At 70.8% G+C, this 18864-nt stretch carries 14 protein-coding genes and 1 pseudogene; 13 read left to right on the forward strand and 2 right to left on the reverse strand.

Features of this window, described 5'->3' with window-relative positions:
- Nucleotides 1-1257, forward strand: a 1257-nt coding sequence (locus AC1DVT_RS08115) for an ATP-dependent DNA helicase (protein ID WP_477388034.1), incomplete at its 5' end; no start/stop codon positions are given.
- 14 nt (nucleotides 1258-1271) lie between these two features.
- Here the strand turns inward: AC1DVT_RS08115 and AC1DVT_RS08120 are convergent.
- Together AC1DVT_RS08120 and AC1DVT_RS08125 are read right to left on the reverse strand one after the other, a co-directional pair.
- Nucleotides 1272-1925 carry a biliverdin-producing heme oxygenase gene (locus tag AC1DVT_RS08120; RefSeq protein WP_477388036.1) on the reverse strand — a complete coding sequence of 218 codons (654 nt, stop codon included), beginning with the start codon at nucleotides 1923-1925 and terminating at the stop codon, nucleotides 1272-1274.
- A gap of 45 nt (nucleotides 1926-1970) precedes the next feature.
- Nucleotides 1971-2282, reverse strand: coding sequence for a DUF2470 domain-containing protein (locus AC1DVT_RS08125; protein WP_477388038.1), 312 nt, complete (start codon nucleotides 2280-2282; stop codon nucleotides 1971-1973).
- A 121-nt stretch (nucleotides 2283-2403) separates the two neighbouring features.
- On the opposite strand from AC1DVT_RS08125, the gene AC1DVT_RS08130 reads away from it, so the two are divergent.
- The 12 genes and pseudogenes from AC1DVT_RS08130 to AC1DVT_RS08185 all read left to right on the forward strand — a co-directional run.
- Complete coding sequence (locus AC1DVT_RS08130) at nucleotides 2404-3648, forward strand: serine hydrolase domain-containing protein (protein ID WP_477388040.1); 1245 nt, start codon at nucleotides 2404-2406, stop codon at nucleotides 3646-3648.
- Nucleotides 3645-4520, forward strand: coding sequence for an EamA family transporter (locus tag AC1DVT_RS08135; RefSeq protein ID WP_477388042.1), 876 nt, complete (start codon nucleotides 3645-3647; stop codon nucleotides 4518-4520). The genes AC1DVT_RS08130 and AC1DVT_RS08135 overlap by 4 nt, the downstream gene beginning before the upstream one ends.
- A 112-nt stretch (nucleotides 4521-4632) precedes the next feature.
- Complete coding sequence (locus tag AC1DVT_RS08140) at nucleotides 4633-6021, forward strand: serine hydrolase domain-containing protein (protein WP_457099682.1); 1389 nt, start codon at nucleotides 4633-4635, stop codon at nucleotides 6019-6021.
- Nucleotides 6022-6079: 58 nt separating this feature from the next.
- The gene (locus AC1DVT_RS08145; RefSeq protein ID WP_477388044.1) at nucleotides 6080-7675 is read left to right on the forward strand and encodes an ABC transporter substrate-binding protein; all 1596 of its coding nucleotides are present in this window, start codon (nucleotides 6080-6082) and stop codon (nucleotides 7673-7675) included.
- Nucleotides 7676-7733: 58 nt separating this feature from the next.
- Nucleotides 7734-8729, forward strand: a complete 996-nt coding sequence (locus AC1DVT_RS08150; protein WP_477388046.1) for an ABC transporter permease — start codon at nucleotides 7734-7736, stop codon at nucleotides 8727-8729.
- On the forward strand, nucleotides 8729-10687 hold the full coding sequence (locus AC1DVT_RS08155; RefSeq protein ID WP_477388048.1) for a dipeptide/oligopeptide/nickel ABC transporter permease/ATP-binding protein: 1959 nt from the start codon (nucleotides 8729-8731) through the stop codon (nucleotides 10685-10687). The genes AC1DVT_RS08150 and AC1DVT_RS08155 overlap by 1 nt, the downstream gene beginning before the upstream one ends.
- Nucleotides 10684-11457, forward strand: a complete 774-nt coding sequence (locus tag AC1DVT_RS08160) for an ABC transporter ATP-binding protein (RefSeq protein ID WP_457099678.1) — start codon at nucleotides 10684-10686, stop codon at nucleotides 11455-11457. The genes AC1DVT_RS08155 and AC1DVT_RS08160 overlap by 4 nt, the downstream gene beginning before the upstream one ends.
- Entirely contained in the window at nucleotides 11454-14858 is a 3405-nt protein-coding gene (locus AC1DVT_RS08165) for an alpha/beta fold hydrolase (RefSeq protein ID WP_477388050.1), read from the forward strand. The genes AC1DVT_RS08160 and AC1DVT_RS08165 overlap by 4 nt, the downstream gene beginning before the upstream one ends.
- The gene (locus AC1DVT_RS08170; protein WP_477388052.1) at nucleotides 14855-15985 is read left to right on the forward strand and encodes a M20 family metallopeptidase; all 1131 of its coding nucleotides are present in this window, start codon (nucleotides 14855-14857) and stop codon (nucleotides 15983-15985) included. The genes AC1DVT_RS08165 and AC1DVT_RS08170 overlap by 4 nt, the downstream gene beginning before the upstream one ends.
- The gene (locus tag AC1DVT_RS08175) at nucleotides 15982-16794 is read left to right on the forward strand and encodes a GNAT family N-acetyltransferase (protein WP_477388054.1); all 813 of its coding nucleotides are present in this window, start codon (nucleotides 15982-15984) and stop codon (nucleotides 16792-16794) included. Before AC1DVT_RS08170 ends, AC1DVT_RS08175 begins: the two co-directional genes overlap by 4 nt.
- Entirely contained in the window at nucleotides 16791-17897 is a 1107-nt protein-coding gene (gene menC, locus AC1DVT_RS08180; RefSeq protein WP_457099674.1) for an o-succinylbenzoate synthase, read from the forward strand. Before AC1DVT_RS08175 ends, menC begins: the two co-directional genes overlap by 4 nt.
- A gap of 15 nt (nucleotides 17898-17912) precedes the next feature.
- Nucleotides 17913-18864: pseudogene (locus AC1DVT_RS08185) on the forward strand (hypothetical protein); the annotation flags it as partial.

Consider the following 18864-nt stretch of genomic DNA (forward strand, 5'->3'; position numbering starts at 1 on the left):
CTGCTGCAGCACCTGGCCTGGAACACCTCCAAGCAGATCGCGGTGTGCGCTCCGACCGGCGTGGCCGCGCTGAACGTCGAGGGCCAGACGATCCACTCGCTGTTCCGTCTGCCGATCGGGCTGATCGCGAACGGCCAGATCGATCAGTCCGAGCCGGCGCGCAAGATCCTCAACGCCATCGACACTCTCGTCATCGATGAGATCTCGATGGTCAATGCCGACCTCATGGACGCGATCGACCGGTCGCTGCGCCAGGCGCGCGGGCGCCGCGCCGAGCCGTTCGGCGGCGTGCAAATCGTGATGTTCGGCGATCCGTACCAGCTGGCGCCCGTGCCGCCCCGCGGGGACGAGCTGCGCTACATCCGCGACCACTACCGGTCGTTCTGGTTCTTCGACGCGAAGGTCTGGACGGGACCGGATGCCGCGATCTCGAGTTCGCCGGCCCTCGACGGCTTCGCCGAGCTCGGACCCTTCGGCGCGCACCTCAACATCCGCGAGCTCGTCGACATCCACCGGCAGGCCGATCCCGCGTTCAAGGCGATGCTGAACGCCGTCCGGCACGGGCGCGTCACCGCCGAGATCGCCGGGATGCTCAACACCACGGGAGCCCGAACGCCGCCCGACCCCGTCGACGGCGAAGCGCCGATCATCACCCTCGCGACCCGCAACGACATCGTCAACTCGATCAACCGGCGGCACCTCGATGCGCTCACCGGCCGTTCGCAGACGGCCGTCGCCGAGATCTCCGGCGACTTCGGGCGGGGGGATGCCTCGTACCCGGCGGACGCCGAACTCCAGCTGAAGGTCGGCGCGCAGGTGATGTTCCTGCGCAACGACACCGCGTCGTACGGCGAGCCGCCGCGCTGGGTGAACGGCACGATCGGCACGGTGACCCGGATCAGCGGCGGCACCGTGCGGGTCGACGTCGACGGCGAGGAGCACGAGGTGGAGCCGGCGGTGTGGGAGAGATTCCGCTACGCCTACGACCCTGGGTCGAAGTCGCTGAGCCGCGACATCGTCGCGGAGTTCACGCAGTTCCCGCTCCGGCTGGCCTGGGCCGTCACGATCCACAAGTCGCAGGGCAAGACCTACGAGCGGGCGATCGTCGATCTCGGCTCGGGCGCCTTCGCGCCCGGTCAGACCTATGTCGCGCTGTCGCGCCTGACCTCGCTCGACGGCCTGTATCTCTCCCGCCCGCTGCGCCCCTCCGACATCCGGGTGGATCCCGACGTCGAGCGCTTCATGGCGCGCCGGTAGCTTGCCCGGCTGGTTCAGGCGACCTGGGACTGCTTCGCGGCGGCGAGGTCTTCGAAGAGCTCTGTGTTGAAGCGGTAGGCGAGCAGCACCTCGTCGATCACGCGCGCCTGCTCCGCGGCATCCCACGGCGCGGCGTCGAGCTGCTCGCGGTAGTGCTCCTTGAACGCCTTGGGGTCGGCGATGTCGGCGAACAGGTAGAAGCCGATGCCGTTCGTCTCGAAGCCGAAGCGGCGGGCCATCAGGCGGCCGATGAACAGCCCGCCGGACAGGTCGCCGAGGTAGCGCGTGTAATGGTGGGCGACGAAGCCGCCGGGCCAGGTGGTGCCGACCTGGGCGATGCGGTCGATGTAGCGCCGGGTGGTCGGCAGCGGCTGGATGCGGTCGTGCCAGTCCGGGCCGACGAGGAACTCGAGGTCGGCCGCCAGTGCGGGCAGGCGCGTGAGCCGGTCGGTGATGAACACCGACGCCACCGGGTCCCGCCGCATCCGCTCGGCCGCGGCTTCGAGCGCCTCGTAGATGAACCAGTGCTGAGCGACGAGGGCGATGTAGTCCTCGCGGGTGCCGTCCCCCTGGATGAGGTCGGCCATGAAGCCGGAGTGCTCACTCGAGGAGTGCGCAGCGCCCGACCGCTCGCGGAGGGCGGTCGAGAAGGGGATGAGATCGCTCATACCTTCACCATAGCTCAAGGTAAGGGCAACCTAAATGAGAGAAGCCTATGAGTGCGGTCTCGGCTCGACGCCCAGCATCCGACACGCCTCGTCGTACAGCGCCACGATCTCGCGCCGAACCTGCGGCCGTTCGCTGATCGGTCCGCCCGGCCACGGCACGCGAACCTGCAGGAGGCTGCCATCGGGCAGTTCTGCGACCCATTCCCCTGCCTCGCCGTCGAACCCGGCCATCGTCGCGCCGACCGCATCCGCGCGCGGCCCGAAGGCGCGCACGATGAGCAGATTGTCACCCGTGTGATCGCCGTTCATGTGTCCCAGCAGCCCGGCGACGACGGCGTCATCGAATCGATACGTCACACGCCCACCCTAGGTGTCAAGGGCGGCGGGAGATCCGGGCGCGATGTGTTTGAATCTATGGACGATCATCGGGGGGTGATGGGTGAGGCACCGACGCCAGTTCACTCGCACAGTGCGAGCGATGGCGGGCGTGCTCGCTCTGACGCTCGCGCTCTCCGCGTGCGCCGCCGCCTCCCCGGCGGTCATCGACCTTCCCCCGCAGGTCGACGGCGGGCTCCCTGAGGACACGACGACGCAGCTGCAGGATGCCGTCACCTTCGCGATGAACGCCTCCGGGGCATCCGGTGCGATCGTCGGCGTCTGGGCGCCGTGGAGCGGCTCCTGGGTGACGGGGCTCGGCACGCAGAACGTCGGCGGCGGCGGTGACGTGAGCACGAAGATGCAGTTCCGCGCAGCGCGCGAGACCCGCCCGATGACGTGCGACGTGCTCTACGCGCTCGAAGCGAAGGGCACCGTCTCGGGCAGCGACAGCGTCACGGAGTACGTGGCCGGGGTCTCGGATCTCGACGAGATCACGCTCGACCAGCTCTGCGACGGAACGTCGGGCATCGGGTCCTACACACCCGTGCTGCTGTCGCAGTGGCTCACGAACCCCAACCGGGAGTGGGACGCGCGCGAGCTCGCCAGCTATGGGCTCGGCCAGGAGCGTTCCGAGCCTGGCACCGCCTACACCGGCTCCGACGCCGGCTACCTGCTGCTCGGGCTCGCGCTCGAGCGCGCATCGGGGCAGACGGCGAGCCAGCTGCTCGACGAGTACGTGTTCCGGCCGCTCGCGCTGGACGCGACGATGTTGCCGACGGATGCCGCGGCGAAGCCGTCCGGCGAAGCTCCCGCACTCGCCGGGCACCACTCCCTGAGGGATGCCGCGGGAGTCATGAACTGCACCGAGCCGCTCGACATCACCAAGATCTCGTCGAGCATCGGATTCACCGACTCCGGAGTCGTCACCGACATCCACGACCTCGGCCGCTACGCGCAGGCGCTCGCCGCGGGTGCGCTCACTCCTCCCGATGCGGACAGGTTCGCCGACCCGCTGCCCGCGTACAGCGGCGCGCCCTCCTGGTTCACTGCGGCCGGGGGCGCGTTGCAGGCGGGCACGCTGATCGGGCAGTCCGGCGCGGTGCCGGGGTACTCGACGGCCGCGTTCGCGGACCCGGAGACCGGGCTGACGGTCGCGGTCGTGCTGAACAATTCAGCCGGCGGCGAGGGGCCGGCGACGAATCTCGCGTGGGAGCTCGCGGCGATCGCCTCCAAGGCGGCCGCGGCCACCGGCGAGACCGCGCCGGAGGCGGGTCTGCCGTGGACTGCGCAGCAGTATCACGACGCGACCGCCGCCGCAGCGATCTGCCCCCAGCCTGCTCCGTGAGCGGACGCACCGCCCAGACCCCCGCCATCCTCCTCGTCGTCGCGGGACTCGCGTGCCAGGAGGTCGGCGCCTCGATCGCCGTGCTCCTGTTCCCCGAGATGGGGCCGCTCGGCATCGTCATGCTGCGACTCGGGTTCTCGGCGATCCTGCTGCTGCTGATCGCGCGCCCGTCCCTGCGGGGCCATTCGCGGGACGGATGGATCGCGGTCCTCGCGTTCGGGGTCGTCCTCGCGGCGATGAACGGCCTCTTCTACCTCGCCCTGGAGCGCCTTCCGCTCGGCGTCACGGTCACGATCGAGGTGCTCGGGCCGCTGGTGCTCTCGATCGTCGCCGCGCGCCGCCGCTCTGCGTGGCTGTGGGCCGCCCTCGCCTTCGCCGGCGTGCTCGCCCTCGGCGGGGGCGGATGGGAGCAGCTCGATCCGGTCGGAGTGCTCTTCGCCCTCGGCGCGGCCGCGAGCTGGGCGTTCTACATCCTCGCGTCGGCCCGGGTGGGCCGGGAGTTCCCCAAGCTCGACGGGCTCGCACTGGCGATGAGCGTCGGGGCGCTCATCGCACTGCCGTTCGGCATCGCCTCCGCCGGCGCCGCCCTGCTGCGCCCCGAGCTCCTCCTCTTCGGCGCCGCCGTCGCCGTGCTGTCGTCGACCATCCCCTACGCGTTCGAGCTCATCGCCCTGCGCCGTCTGCCCGCGTCGTCGTTCGCGATCCTGATGAGCCTGGCGCCGGCCACTGCCGCCATCGCGGGGTGGGTGCTGCTCGGCCAGACCCTGTCGTGGCTCGAGATCGTGGGCATCTCGCTCGTGATCGCGGCCAGCATCGGTGCGGTGCGCTCGTCGCAGCGCGCGGCGCGCTCCAGTGCAGAGCCGGTCGGATGACGGATGCCGCGGCATCCCTGTCCGAAACTCCTTGTCGGATACGACTAGGAGACGACACTTTCTCTGTCTGATCGGACAAAGAACCACGAATTGAACAACTTATCGTGAGGGAATGCGTTCCCCCGATGATGTCGCAACGTTCCTTGCCGCCCACTTCGCCCAGGCTGTCGCCGAGCGCGGCGTGCCCGGCGCCACGATCGCAGTCCTGAAGGACGGCGAGATCGTGGAAGCCGCCGCTGGCCTGCTCAGCACTGCCACGCGGGTCGAGGTGACCACCGACTCCGTCTTCCAGATCGGCTCGATCACGAAGGTCTGGACCACGACGCTCGTCATGCAGCTCGTCGACGACGGACTGCTCGATCTGGATGCCCCGATCCGCACCTACGTGCCGGAATTCCGGCTCGCCGACGATGCCGCCGCCGGCTCCATCACCGCCCGACAGCTGCTGAGCCACCAGGGCGGCTTCGAAGGGGATGTCTTCACCGACACGGGTCGTGGCGACGACGCCATCGAGAAGTACATCGATGCGATCGCGGGGCTCCCGCAGCTCTTCACTCCCGGCGAGCTGTTCTCGTACAACAACGCAGCCTTCAGTGTTCTCGGCCGCCTGGTCGAGGTGCTGCGCGAAGACACCTGGGAGAACCTCCTCGTCAGCCGCATCGCACAGCCGCTGGGGCTCACCCACGTCGCGCCGAGCGCCTACGAGGCGATCCTCTTCCGCGCCGCAGTCGGCCATCTCGGTGCCGGGGAGGATGGCGTCCAGATCCCGGCCCCGGTCTGGGCGCTCGCGAAGTCCAACGAACCGGCCGGCTCGATGCTCGCCATGCGGCCGCGCGACCTGATCGGATTCGCACAGATGCACCTCGGCGACGGCGTCGGCGCCAACGGCACGCGCGTACTGTCGGCGGAGTCCGCCCAGGCGATGCGCACCAACCACGTGGATCTGCCGCGACTGACCGGCATGGGCGACGCCTGGGGCCTGGGCTGGGAGATCATCCAGACCGCGACGCCCGTCGTGATCGGTCACGACGGCGGCACGATCGGCCAGTCGGCGTTCCTGCGCGTCGTGCCCGAGCTCGGCATCGCGGTCGCGATGCTCACGAACGGCGGCGACGTGATGGGGCTCTTCGATGATGTCGTCGCGCCGATTCTCAAGGAGGCGGCGGGTGTCACCTTGCACGGGCTGCCCGTGCCGCCCGCCGAGGCCGTGGCCGTGGACGCCGGGCCGCTCGTCGGCTTCTACTCGAACTCGACCATCGACCTGACCGTCTCGGTCGACGACGAGGGCCGCATCTGGGTCGACAGCAACCCCAAGGGCATCCTCGCCGAGATGGGCCAGACGCCCGAGCACACCGAGCTGGTCGGGTACAACGCCGACTCGCTCATCACCGCCGCCCCGGCGGTGCAGCAGATGCACGTCGTGTACTCGTTCCTCGGTGAGGACGAGTCCGGCCGGCGCAGGTACGTCCACTCCGGCCGCGCGGTCGCCCGCGCCGACTGACCACCCWCCCCACCGCACCACAGCAGCCGATCCCCCCGGATTCAGAAAAGAGACCTGCATGAAATCGTTCGCAAGGCCCGCTCTTGCCGTCCTGACCACCGCCGTCGCGGTCACCGCCCTCGCCGGCTGCTCCGGCGCGAGCGGCAGCTCATCGTCGAGCTCCGACTTCGTCGACGACGGCACCTTCACGTTCACGATGGTCGCCGACCCCGGCGCCCTCGACCCGCAGATGTCGGCGGTGAGCGCCCTCTTCCAGCTCAGCCAGTTCGCCTACGACAACCTGGTGAGCGTCGACAAGAACGGCGAAGTGGGCTCGCAGCTCGCGAAGGATTGGAAGGTCGACGGCGCGACCGTCACGCTGACCATCAACGACGGCGTGAAGTGCGCGGACGGGTCCGACTTCACGGCGCAGACGGCAGCCGACAACATCGCCTTCATCTCGGACCCCGAGAACCAGAGCCCATTCCTCGGCTCGTACCTGCCTGTGGGCCTGAAGGCGGCAGCTGACGGCGCGACGCTCACGATCACCCAGTCCGCGCCCGCGCCGTTCGTGCTGCAGAGCCTCGCGAACGTGCCGATGGTCTGCGACGAGGGTCTCGCGGACCGCACCTCCCTTGCGGCGGCCACGGACGGAACCGGCCCGTACACGCTTACAGAGGCCGTCCCGAACGACCACTACACCTACGAGATCAACCCGGACTACGCGTGGGGCCCGAGCGGCGCGACGACGAAGGAAGCCGGCCTGCCGAAGACCGTCGTCGCGAAGGTCATCCCGAACGAGACCACCGCGGCAAACCTGCTGCTCGCCGGCGACGTCAACGCCGCGCAGATCATCGGACCGGATGCCGCGCGCCTCGACAGCGCGAAGCTCTTCTCGCAGACGATCGAGGCGCTCCTCGGCGAGCAGTGGTACAACCAGGGCGCGGGTCATGTGACCAGCGACCCGGCCGTGCGCATGGCGCTCACCCAGGCTGTCGACTACGACGAGCTGCAGAAGGTGCTGACGTCAAACACCGGCCTGCCGGCACAGCGCCTGACCGTCATCCCGCCGTCTGCGTGCACCTACGACGCCGTGACCGGCAACCGCCCCGAGACCGACGTCGACGCAGCCAAGGCCGCACTCGACGAGGCCGGCTGGGTGGAAGGCGCCGACGGCATCCGCGAGAAGGACGGTCAGAAGCTCGCGGTCACGTTCCTCTACGCGAACACGCTCGGCACCGGCGGCGCCGCCGCCGCAGAGCTCGCCACCGCCGCGTGGAACGAGATCGGCGTGCAGGTCGACGCCAAGGAGAACGACTCGACGACCATCACCGGCGCGCTGTTCGGCACCGGAGCATGGGACATCGCGTGGGTCCCGCTCAACGTCAGCAACCCCGATCAGGTGGTCGGATTCGTCTCCGGCCCGTCGATCCCGGACGGAACGAACTTCGCCGCAATCGCCAACGCCGACTACGAGGCTGGCGTCGCCGAGGCGATGACCAAGGTCGGCACGGACGGGTGCGACACCTGGAAGGACGCCGAGGCGAACCTCTACCAGGCCGCCGATGTGGTCGCATTCGCCAACAGCGCCATCAAGACCTTCGGCCAGAACGCCGAGTTCGAGATGGTCGGCCAGATCGTCCCGACCAGCATCCGCATGCTGGCAGCCCAGTAAGTCCGATCCTCCCCCCGCCCGGCGGGCGCACGCCCGCCGGGAGAAGGACCACGCCATCATGACGATCACAGCCGCCCCGCCCGTCGAGGAGGTGCGCCGAGCCCGCGACCACCGCTGGCCCCGGTTCATCCTCCGCCGGTCGGGGCGGCTCGTGGCGTCGCTGTGGGTGCTGCTGACGGCATCCTTCCTGATGATCCACGCGATGCCCGGCGACCCCGTCCGCGGCTCGCTCGGTCCGACCGCTTCGGCGGAGCTCGTCGCAGCGCGGCGGGAAGCACTCGGACTCGACAACCCGCTGCTCCAGCAGTACTGGGACTACTTCACCAGCGTCCTCACCGGCAACCTCGGGGTGTCGTTCGGCTCGAACCTGCCCGTCGCCCAGACGATCGCGCAGCGGCTTCCGGCCACGGCGAGCATCGCCTTCCTCGCGTTCGCCCTGGCCATCATCATCTCCATCCCGGTGGGCGTCGCCGTCGCGGTGCGCACCCGCCGCGGGCGCGGCCGCGGTCTCGAGCTGGGCTTCGCGTCCTCCAGCGTCTTCATCTCCGCGATCCCGGACTTCCTCCTCGGCGTCGCTCTCGTCTCCGTCTTCGGTGTCACGCTCGGCTGGTTCCCGATCGCCGGCCGCAGCGGCCCTGACTCGTACGTGCTGCCCGTGCTCGCGCTCGCGCTCGGCCCCGCGGCCGTGCTCGCCCGCATCGTCCGCGTCGAGATGCTCAATGTGCTCGACACCGACTTCGTCCGCACCGCGCGCGCCAAGCGCCTCCCGGCCTGGCGGATCTACCTCAGCCACGCGCTGCCCAACGCCACCACCGCGACCCTCACGCTCGCCGGGCTTCTCCTCGGCTCCCTCGTCATCGGCACGGTGCTGGTCGAGAACGTGTTCGCCTGGCCGGGTCTCGGCTCGACGATCGTGCAGGCGATCCAGACCAAGGACTACCCGCTCGTGCAGGGCACCGTGCTCATCTACGGCGCCGGCGTCCTCGTGATCAACACGATCGTCGACGGCATCCTCGCGGGGCTCGATCCCCGCACGACGGTGGCGGAGTCCTGATGCGCCTGCTCGCCCGCACCGTGCGCACGCCGCTCGGACTCGCCGCGGTCATCCTCCTCGCCCTCGTGCTGGTGACCGCGATCTTCGCCCCGATCCTCTGGGGCGCTCAGGCGGCGGTCGTCGACACCGCCAACATCCTCGCCGGGCCGTCTGCCGAGCACCCGGTCGGCACCGACGCGCTCGGCCGCGACCTGCTGCTGCGCGTGCTCGTCGCCACGCGCCTGTCCGTCGTGCTCGCCATCATGGCGACCGTCGTGGCCGTGACCGCGGGCCTCATCCTCGGCGTCGCGCCGTGGCTCATGGGCCGGGCCGGCCGCAGCGTGACGTGGGTCGTCAGCGTCGCCGTGGCCTTTCCCGGCCTGCTGCTCGCCCTCTTCTTCGCGGTGATCTTCGGCACCGGCTGGGTCGGCGCGACCTGGGCGATCGGCCTCGCCGGGGCGCCGAGCTTCGCCCGCCTCTGCCAGACCCTCGTCGCCGGCGTGGCATCGCGCGACTTCGTCTCGGCCGCCCGCATCGGCGGCGTGGGCCGCGTGCGCGTGCTGTTTCGGCACGTGCTGCCGAACATCGGCGAGCCCCTCATCGTCAACGCGACGATCGGMGCGGGCGGCGCACTGCTGGCCTTCGCCGGACTCTCGTTCATCGGTCTCGGCGTGCAGCCGCCCGAGTACGACTGGGGCCGGCTCATGATGGACGGGCTGTCCGGCATCTACGTCAACCCGCTCGCCGCTCTCGCGCCCGGCATCGCGATCGTCATCGCCGGGCTCGCGTTCAACCTCACCGGCGAAGCCGCCGCGCGCTCGCTCGGCATCGGATCGACCGGCATCGTCGCGAAGATCGCCCGCGTGCAGCCCACGCCGCGCCCCGGCGATGTCGCGGGCGATGCGGTGGGCGACCTTTCGACAGGCTCAGGGACCGCGTGGGAGACGGATGCCGCGGCCCCGGCCGACGCTGTGCTCGACGTTCGCGACCTGCGGGTCGCCTTCCCCGGTGCGACCGGCCCGATCGAACCCGTCCGCGGGGTGTCGTTCTCGATGCGCCGCGGCGAGGTCGTCGGCATCGTCGGCGAGTCGGGGTCGGGCAAGTCGCTCACCGCGCTGGCGATCGCCCAGCTCATCGAGCACCCCGGCGTCGTCGACGCGGACCGCCTGACGTTCTGCGGCGAGGACCTCCTCTCCGGCGACCCGAAGCGCCATCGGAGCCTGCTCGGCACGTCGCTCGCGCTGGTCTTCCAGGACCCGATGACGAGCTTCAACCCGACCAAGAAGATGGGCGCGCAGCTCGCCGAGGTCGCCACCGAACACCACGGCATGACCCGCCGCGAGGCCGCGGATCGGGCCGTCGATCGGCTCGCGGCCGTGCAGATCAGCAACCCCGAGCAGCGGGCAAAGCAGTACCCGCACGAGTTCTCCGGCGGGATGCGCCAGCGTGCCATGATCGGCGCGGGGCTCATGGGCAAGCCGGCGCTCATCATCGCCGACGAGCCGACGACCGCCCTGGACGTGACAGTCCAGCAGCGCGTGCTCGACCTCCTCAAGAGCATCCGCGACGACGAGGATGTCGCCATCCTCCTCATCAGCCATGACGTGTCGGTGGTGGCGGAGATCTGCGACCGCGTGCTCGTCATGTACGCCGGACGCATCGTCGAAGAGCTCCCGGCCGACCGGCTGCGCGAGGCGCAGCATCCGTACACCCGTGCGCTCATGGCGGCCGTCCCGGACATGCAGACCGACCTGGCACGGCCGCTCGCCACCGTCGCCGGCCGTCCGGTCGATCCCGCGCACGTGCCGGCCGGCTGCGCGTTCGCGGCCCGGTGCCCGCTCGCCGACGCGCACTGCCGCGAAGTCGACCCGCGGCTCGCGCCAGCCGGCCCAGGTCGGGCCGCCTGCTGGCACGCGGGGGAGCCGATCGCCCTGACCCTGGCCCAACCCGCCCTCGACGTCGAGGAGGTACTGCTGTGAGCGAGCTGCGCATCGAGAACGCCACCGTGCGCTTCGGCTCCGGCCGGTCGCAGACCCTCGCCGTCGACGACGTGAGCCTCACCGTGCCGAACGGCGAGGTGCTCGGACTCGTCGGCGAGTCCGGATCGGGCAAGTCGACCATCGCGCGCGCCGCCGTCGGACTCGTGCCCCTCGACAGCGGACGCATCCTGCTCGACGGCGAGCCGATCGATGTGCGGCACGGTCGCCGACCGCTGCAGATGGTCTTCCAGGACCCGTTCTCGTCGCTCGACCCGCGCATGACGATCGGGGCGAGCATCGCCGAGATCCTGCCGCGGGGCCTCACGCGCGCCCAGCGCAACGACGAGGTCGCGCGTCTGCTCGAGCTCGTGCACCTGGACGCGTCTCGCGCCAAGACCTACCCGGGCCAGATGTCGGGCGGCCAGCGTCAGCGCGTCGCGATCGCCCGTGCTCTCGCGGGGCGGCCGGAGGTGCTGATCGCCGACGAGATCACCTCCGCCCTCGACGTGTCGATCCAGGGATCGATGCTCAATCTCGTGCGCGAACTGCAGGCCGAACTCGGCCTGTCGCTGCTGTTCATCTCGCACAACCTCGCCGTGGTCCGCTACGTCGCCTCCCGCGTCGCGGTGATGCACCGCGGACGCATCGTCGAGGAAGGCCCCACCGCCGAAGTGCTCTCCAACCCCCGCGATCCCTACACCCAGCAGCTGCTGGCCGCCATCCCCGGTCAGCCGACCACCGATCTCCAACCCTCAAGGAGCGAACTGTGACCCGCAACATGCGCATCGAGGACGTGCTCGACCTCACGGTCCCGAGCCAGCCCAGCATCTCCCCGGACGGCACGCTCGTCGCCTACGTGCTCGGCGGCATCGACGCCGCCGCCGATAAGGCGATCAGCTCGATCTGGCTGACGGATGCCGCGGGCGCAGCCCGCCGCCTCACCCAGGGCACGACCGACACGGCGCCGGTGTTCTCGCCGGATGGCGCGACCCTCGCGTTCCTGCGCGACGGCCAGCTGTGGACCCTCCCCGTCACAGGCGGCGAGCCCGTGCAGCGCACGCACCTCCCGCTCGGCGCGGGCGCGCCGGTGTGGAGCCCTGCCGGTGACCGCATCGTCTTCGCGGCGCCCGTCGACGGCGAGGCAGCGGCCGAAGAGAGCGACGCCGACCGCGCGAAGCGCGCCCAGGGCCCGATCGCGAGCGACGGCGTCAACTACCAGGCTGACGGCAGCGGGTTCCTCCGCGGCATCCGCGTGCAGCTGCACCTCGTCGACCTGGGGAGCGGCGCCGTTCGGCAGCTCACCGACGGCGACGAGCACGTCGCCAGCCCGTCGTGGGCCCCCGACGGCGACTTCATCGCCTACACGGTCAAGCCGGAGAGTGTCGACCACCTCACCTTCCGCATGGCCGTGCACGTGATCGACCCGGCCGACGCGGCAGCACCCGCGCGGATCGTCGCGTTYGCCGACGGCGTCGCCGCGACTGTCGCGTACGCCCCGGACGGCCGCCACCTAGTGGTCGTCGGCTGGGCCGGCGACCCCGAAGGCATCGCCCGCCTCTACCGCGTCGATCTCGCGACCGGCGAGGCGCGCGAGCTCGCGGCATCCCTCGACCGCAATGTCATGCCCGGCGCCCCCGCCTACCCCGGCGCCCTGCCGCAGGTCACCGCCGCCGGCGACGTGCTCTTCGCGATCCGCGACCGCGGCTGCACGCACCTCTATGCGGTGCCGCTGGACGGCGGCGAGCCCCGGCACCTCCACGGCGGCGACGCCGAGGTCGTCAGCGGTCTCTCGGTCGCCGGCGACAAGGCCGCCATCGCCCTGTCGACCGCGACGTCGTTCGGCGAGATCGTGCTGCTCGACCTGGCCGCCGGCACGTCATCGGTCGTGACTGCGCACGGCGCGGCGCCCGAGGGTGTGGAGCTGTTCGTCCGCGAGTCGCGCGAGTTCGCGATCAGCGACGGCGTCACGGTGCAGGGCTGGCTCCTGCGCGACCCCGCCGTGACCGGCCAAACCCCGCTGCTCGTCGACGTGCACGGCGGACCGCACAACGCCTGGAACGGCGCGGTCGACGAGATGCACGTCTTCCACCAGGAGCTCGCCGCTCGCGGCTGGACCGTCCTGACGATCAACCCCCGCGGCAGTGACGGGTACGGCGAGGAGTTCTTCCAGGCCGTCAACGGCAACTGGGGCCTGATCGACGCCAAGGACTTCCTCGAGCCCATCGACACCCTCGTCGCCGAGGGCGCGGTCGACCCGAAGCGCCTCGCACTCACCGGCTACAGCTACGGCGGGTTCATGACCTGCTACCTCACCGGGCACGACGACCGCTTCGCCGCGGCCGTCGCCGGCGGCGTCGTGGCCGACATGACGAGCATGGGCGGCACCACCGACGACGCGCACCTGCTCAACGTCTTCGAGATCGGCGCCATGCCGTGGGACCCGGCCGACCGTGAGCGGCTCGCCGCGATGTCGCCGTACACGGCCGTCGACAAGGTCACCACCCCGACCCTCGTGCTGCACGGCGAGGCCGACGTCCGCTGCCCCGTGGGGCAGGCCGAGCAGTGGCACTACGCCCTCGCCGAGCGCGGCGTCCCGACGCGCCTCGTCGTCTACCCGGGTGCCAGCCACATCTTCCCGATCCTCGGCGTGCCGAGCCACCGGGTCGACTACGCCACGCGCGTGGTCGAATGGGTTGAGCAGTATGCGGGGGATGCCGCAGGCCCGCGCCCCGAGAAGATCGATGCCGCCCACTGGCAGCGCCGCCTCGCGGTGCTCGCCGAGCGGCACAAGGTGCCCGGCGCCCAGCTCGGGATCCTGCGGCTCGGTGGCCGTGAGGACGAGATCGTCACCGGCGCGTACGGCACTCTGAACAAGAACATCTCCACCGGCGCGCCCGCCACGAAGGACTCCGTCTTCCAGATCGGCTCGATCTCGAAGGTGTGGACCGCGACGGTCATCATGCGGCTCATCGACGAGGGGAAGCTGTCGCTCGACACGCTCGTGAAGGACGTCATCCCCGAGCTGAAGCTCAGCGAGGACGAGCTGACCGACGGCATCACGGTGTGGCACCTCCTCACCCACACGAGCGGTCTCGACGGGGATGTCTTCACCGACACCGGCCGCGGCGACGACTGCCTCGAGAAGTACGTCGCCGACCTCGCGACCGCCGGGATGAACCACCCGCTCGGTGCGACCTGGTCATACTGCAACGCCGGCTACTCGGTGCTCGGCCACGTGATCGAGAAGGTCACCGGCAAGACGTGGGATGCCGCGATGGCCGAGCTGCTGTTCCAGCCCCTCGGACTCACGCACACCGTGACCCTTCCGGAGGAGGCGATCCTGTTCGGCGCCGCGGTCGGGCATGTCGACATGGGCGACGAGCAGGTGGTGACTCCGGCGTGGGGCCTCATGCGCTCGCTCGGCCCCGCCGGCCTCATCACTGCCCGCGCCGAGGATGTGCTCGCGTTCGCGCGCCTGCACATGGCCGGTGGCGTCACCGCCGACGGCACGCGCCTCCTCGCCGAGGAGACCGTCGCCGACATGCAGTCGTTCCACGCGGAGGTGCCCGATAAGCACGTGCTCGGCGACTCCTGGGGCCTGGGCTGGATCCGCTTCGACTGGAACGGCGCCCGGCTCTACGGCCACGACGGCAACACCATCGGACAGGCGGCGTTCCTGCGCATCCACCCCGAGACCGGCGTCGCGGTGACGCTGCTCACCAACGGCGGCAACACCCGCGACTTCTACGAGGACCTCTACCGTGAGATCTTCGCGGAGCTGTCGGGGATCGACATGAAGGCCCCCGTGAAGGTGCCCGAGCAGCCCATCGAGATCGACGTCACCCCGTTCGTCGGCACGTACGAGCGCGCCTCGGTGCGCATGGAGGTCTTCGTCGGCGACGAGGGACCCATGCTGCGCAGCACCGTGCTCGGCCCGCTCGCCGAGCTCGAGCCGCACCCCGTCGACGAGTACCCGCTCGTGGCACTTGATGAGGCCCTCTACGCGGTGCGCGCCCCCGGCACGCAGACGTGGATCACCGTGACCTTCTACTCGCTGCCCACGGGTGAGGCGTACCTGCACTTCGGTGCCCGCGCGACCCCCAAGGTGAGCGACAAGGTCGAGAACACCGCTCTGCTCGAATCCGCCGAGAAGGTCGCAGAGCCGGTATGAGCGAGACCCTCGCCGAGCTGCGCACCGAGACGATCGTCGCGCACATCGAACGCCTCGTCTCGGTAGAGTCGCCGTCCGCGGATGCCTGGGCGGTGGCCCGCTCAGCCCTCGAGGTCGCCGCACTCGGCGAGGAGCTGCTGGGTGTCGAGCCCGAACGCATCGTGATCGAGGGCGTGACGCACCTGCGCTGGCGCTTCGGTGCCACCACGCGTGTCGTGCTGGTCACCCATCACGACACGGTGTGGCCGGTGGGCACGCTCGCGCGCCTGCCGTTCCGGGTGCGCGATGGGGTCCTGACCGGTCCGGGCTGCTTCGACATGAAGGCGGGCCTGGTCATGGCGCTCCACGCGATCGCGTCGCTGCCAGACCGCGACGGCGTGACGCTGCTCGTCACGGGTGACGAAGAGGTCGGCTCGACCACCTCCCGCGCGCTCATCGAGGACACCGCCCGCGGCGCTCGCGGGGCACTCGTGCTCGAGGCATCCGCTCCTGGCGGCGCCCTCAAGATCGAACGCAAGGGCGTGTCGCTGTACGAGGTGGTCGTCACCGGGCGCGCCGCCCACGCGGGACTCGAGCCCGAGCGCGGGGTGAACGCGACGGTCGAGCTCGCCCACACCGTGCTGGCGATCACCGAACTCGCCGACCCTGATCAGGGCACCACGGTGACCCCCACGGTGGCGTCGTCGGGCACGACGACCAACACGGTGCCGGCGTCCGCGTCGGTGTTCGTCGACGTGCGCGCCCGCACGGTCGCCGAGCAGCACCGGGTCGACGCGGCGCTGCGCGCGCTCGCCGCCGTCACGCCCGGTGCCGGCCTCGAGATCAAGGGCGGCCCGAACCGGCCGCCGCTCGAGGCCGCGGCATCCACCGAGCTGTTCGCTCGCGCGCAGGCGATCGCGGCGCGCGAGGGCCTTCCGGCGCTGGAGAGCGTCGCGGTCGGCGGTGGCAGCGACGGCAACTTCACCGCCGGCATCGGCGTGCCCACGCTCGACGGACTCGGCGCGGTGGGCGGTGGCGCCCACGCGGAGGACGAGCACGTCCTGGTCGCGGAGCTCCTGCCCCGCACGCGCCTGGTGGCCGCCCTGGCCGCCGAACTGGCCGCCGTGCAAGAGGAGGGACGATCGTGACCGATCTGCTGTACGCCGACGACGTCGTCACGACCGCGATCGCCGCGGCCGAGGAGGCCGCCCTGGCCGCCGGCGTCACGCTGCGCGAACTGGCCGGCGTCGATGAGCAGGCGACGATGCTGCGGCTGCTGTCGGAGATCTGGGGGCGCAGCCCCGAGAACCCGCCCGTCCCGCCCGAGCTGCTGCGCGCCTTCACGAAGGCGGGCAATTACATCGTGGGCGCGTTCGCCGGCGACACCATGGTCGGCGCGGCGATCGCGTTCCACTCGACCCCCGAGCGGCATGCGCTGCACAGCCACATCGCCGGCGTCGCGCCAGGCCTCGCGGGTCGCTCGATCGGCTACGCCATGAAGCAGCACCAGCGCGGCTGGGCGCTCGCCCGAGGCATCGACGTGATCGAGTGGACCTTCGATCCGCTCGTCTCGCGCAACGCCTACTTCAACTGCACCAAGCTGCGGGCGCTGCCGGTCGAGTACCTGACCAACTTCTACGGCGTGATGCCCGACGTCATCAACGGCGACGACGAGACCGATCGGCTGCTGGTGCGCTGGCAGCTGCGGGACGAGGATGTCGCGGACGCGGCATCCGGTCGTCCCCCGGCGGTCGACCCCGGCGCCCCGGGCCACGTGAGCGTGCCGGTGCCCGCGGACGTCGAGCGCCTGCGCACCACCGACCCTGGGGAGGCGCGCGCGTGGCGACTCGGCGTGCGCTCACGCCTGACCGCCCTGCTCGGCGACGGCGGGCGCGTCGTCGGATTCGACCGCACCGCGGGGTACATCGTCCGCCTCGGAGAGGGGAGCGGCTCGTGAAGATCGAAGGCTTCGAACTGCGGCGGGTTTCGATGCCGCTGGTGTCGCCGTTCCGCACGTCGTTCTCGACGCAGACCTCCCGGGACATCCTGCTCGTGAAGGCGGTCACGGATGGCGCGGACGGCTGGGGCGAGTGCGTGACCCTCGGCGACCCGCTGTATTCGCCCGAGTACGCCGACGGCGCCGTCGATGTCATGAAGCGGTTCTTCATCCCGGCTCTCGCGGCGGCAGGCGTGGGGGGAGCGCCTGCCGTCGGGGAGATCCTGAAGCCCTTCAAGGGCCACCGCATGGCCAAGGCCGCGCTCGAGATGGCGATCCTCGATGCCGAGCTGCGCACCGAGGGCCGCTCCTTCGCCCGCGAGCTCGGTGGGGTGCACGACACCGTGCCGTGTGGCGTGTCGGTCGGCATCATGGACACCATTCCGCGGCTGCTCGACGCGGTCGGGGAGTACCTGGCCGAGGGGTACGTGCGCATCAAGCTCAAGATCGAGCCCGGCTGGGACCTCGAGCCCGTGCGCGCGGTGCGCGAGCGCTTCGGCGACGACGTGCTGCTGCAGGTCGACGCGAACACGGCGTACACCCTGCGGGACGCCCGGCATCTGGCCAAGCTCGACGACTTCGACCTGCTCTTGATCGAGCAGCCCCTCGAGGAGGAGGACGTGCTCGGCCACGCGGACCTCGCGAAGATCGTCAAGACCCCGATCTGCCTGGACGAGTCGATCACGTCGGCCCAGACCGCCGCCGCCGCGATCCGCCTGGGTGCGACGAGCATCATCAACATCAAGCCGGGCCGGGTCGGCGGCTACCTCGAGGCGCGCCGCATCCACGATCTCGCCGTCGCGCACGGTGTGCCCGTGTGGTGCGGCGGCATGCTCGAGTCGGGCATCGGCCGCGCCGCGAACGTCGCGCTCGCGTCGCTCCCCGGCTTCACGCTGCCCGGCGATGTCTCGGCGAGCGGACGCTTCTACCAGACCGACATCACCGAGCCGTTCGTGATGCACGACGGCACGCTGACGGTGCCCACCGGGCCTGGTCTGGGCGTCGCGCCGCTGCCGGACGTGCTCGATGAGCTCACCACCAGTATCGAGTGGATCCCCGCCTGACCTATGCTCCCCCTCATGAGCACACGGCCGCGATCGAGTCTCGGGCGTGTGCTCGACGACCTCGGCGTGACCCTGCTCGAGGTGGTGCACGGCGATGTCGAGGCCGCTCTCGACATCGGCGGGGTGGTCATCCACGACCCCGCTGACGAGCCGGTCTACCCGGAGAGCGCACTCGTGCTGGCGGTGGGAGTGACGGATGCCGCGCACCTCGCCGCGCTGATCCCCGAGCTCGGCGCGCACAGTGCGGCGGCGGTCATCGTGCGCTCGCCGGTGACGCTGACCGACGCCGTACGCAGCGCCTCCGACGCGCACGGCGTGGCGGTGCTCGGCCTGGCGCGCGGCGCGACCTGGACGCAGCTCGCTGCACTCCTGCGGTCGCTGCTGGCCGAAGACGACATCGGCGAGATCGAAGACGAATCGCTCGGCGGCATCCCGTCCGGCGACCTGTTCGCGGTCGCGAACGCGATCGCGTCGCTCCTGGATGCCCCGATCACGATCGAGGATCGGTCCTCGCGCGTGCTCGCCTTCTCAGGCCGCCAAGAGGAAGCGGACGCGTCGCGGGCGGAGACGATCATCGGCCGCCAGGTGCCGCAGCGCTACTCACGCGCGCTCACCGAACTCGGCATCTTCCGCGAGCTCTACCGCGACGATCGGCCGGTGGTGGTCGATCCCGTCCAGGTCGGCCAGGGAGTCAGCACCCAGCGCATCGCGATCGCCGTGCGAGCGGGCGACGAGGTGCTCGGGTCGATCTGGGCCGCCATGGACGGAGCACTCACCCCGGAGCGCACGGCGACGCTGCGGGATGCCGCGAAGCTCGTCGCACTGCATCTGCTGCGGGTGCGGGCCGGCGCCGACGTGCAGCGGCGCCTGCGGACCGAGCTCGTCAGCACCGCGCTCGAGGGCGGTGCCGGCGCACGGGATGCGCTCGGCCGGCTCGGGCTGGCCGGCCACGACCTCGTCGTCATCG

The sequence above is a fragment of the Microbacterium sp. P2_F9 genome, from assembly GCF_056403635.1.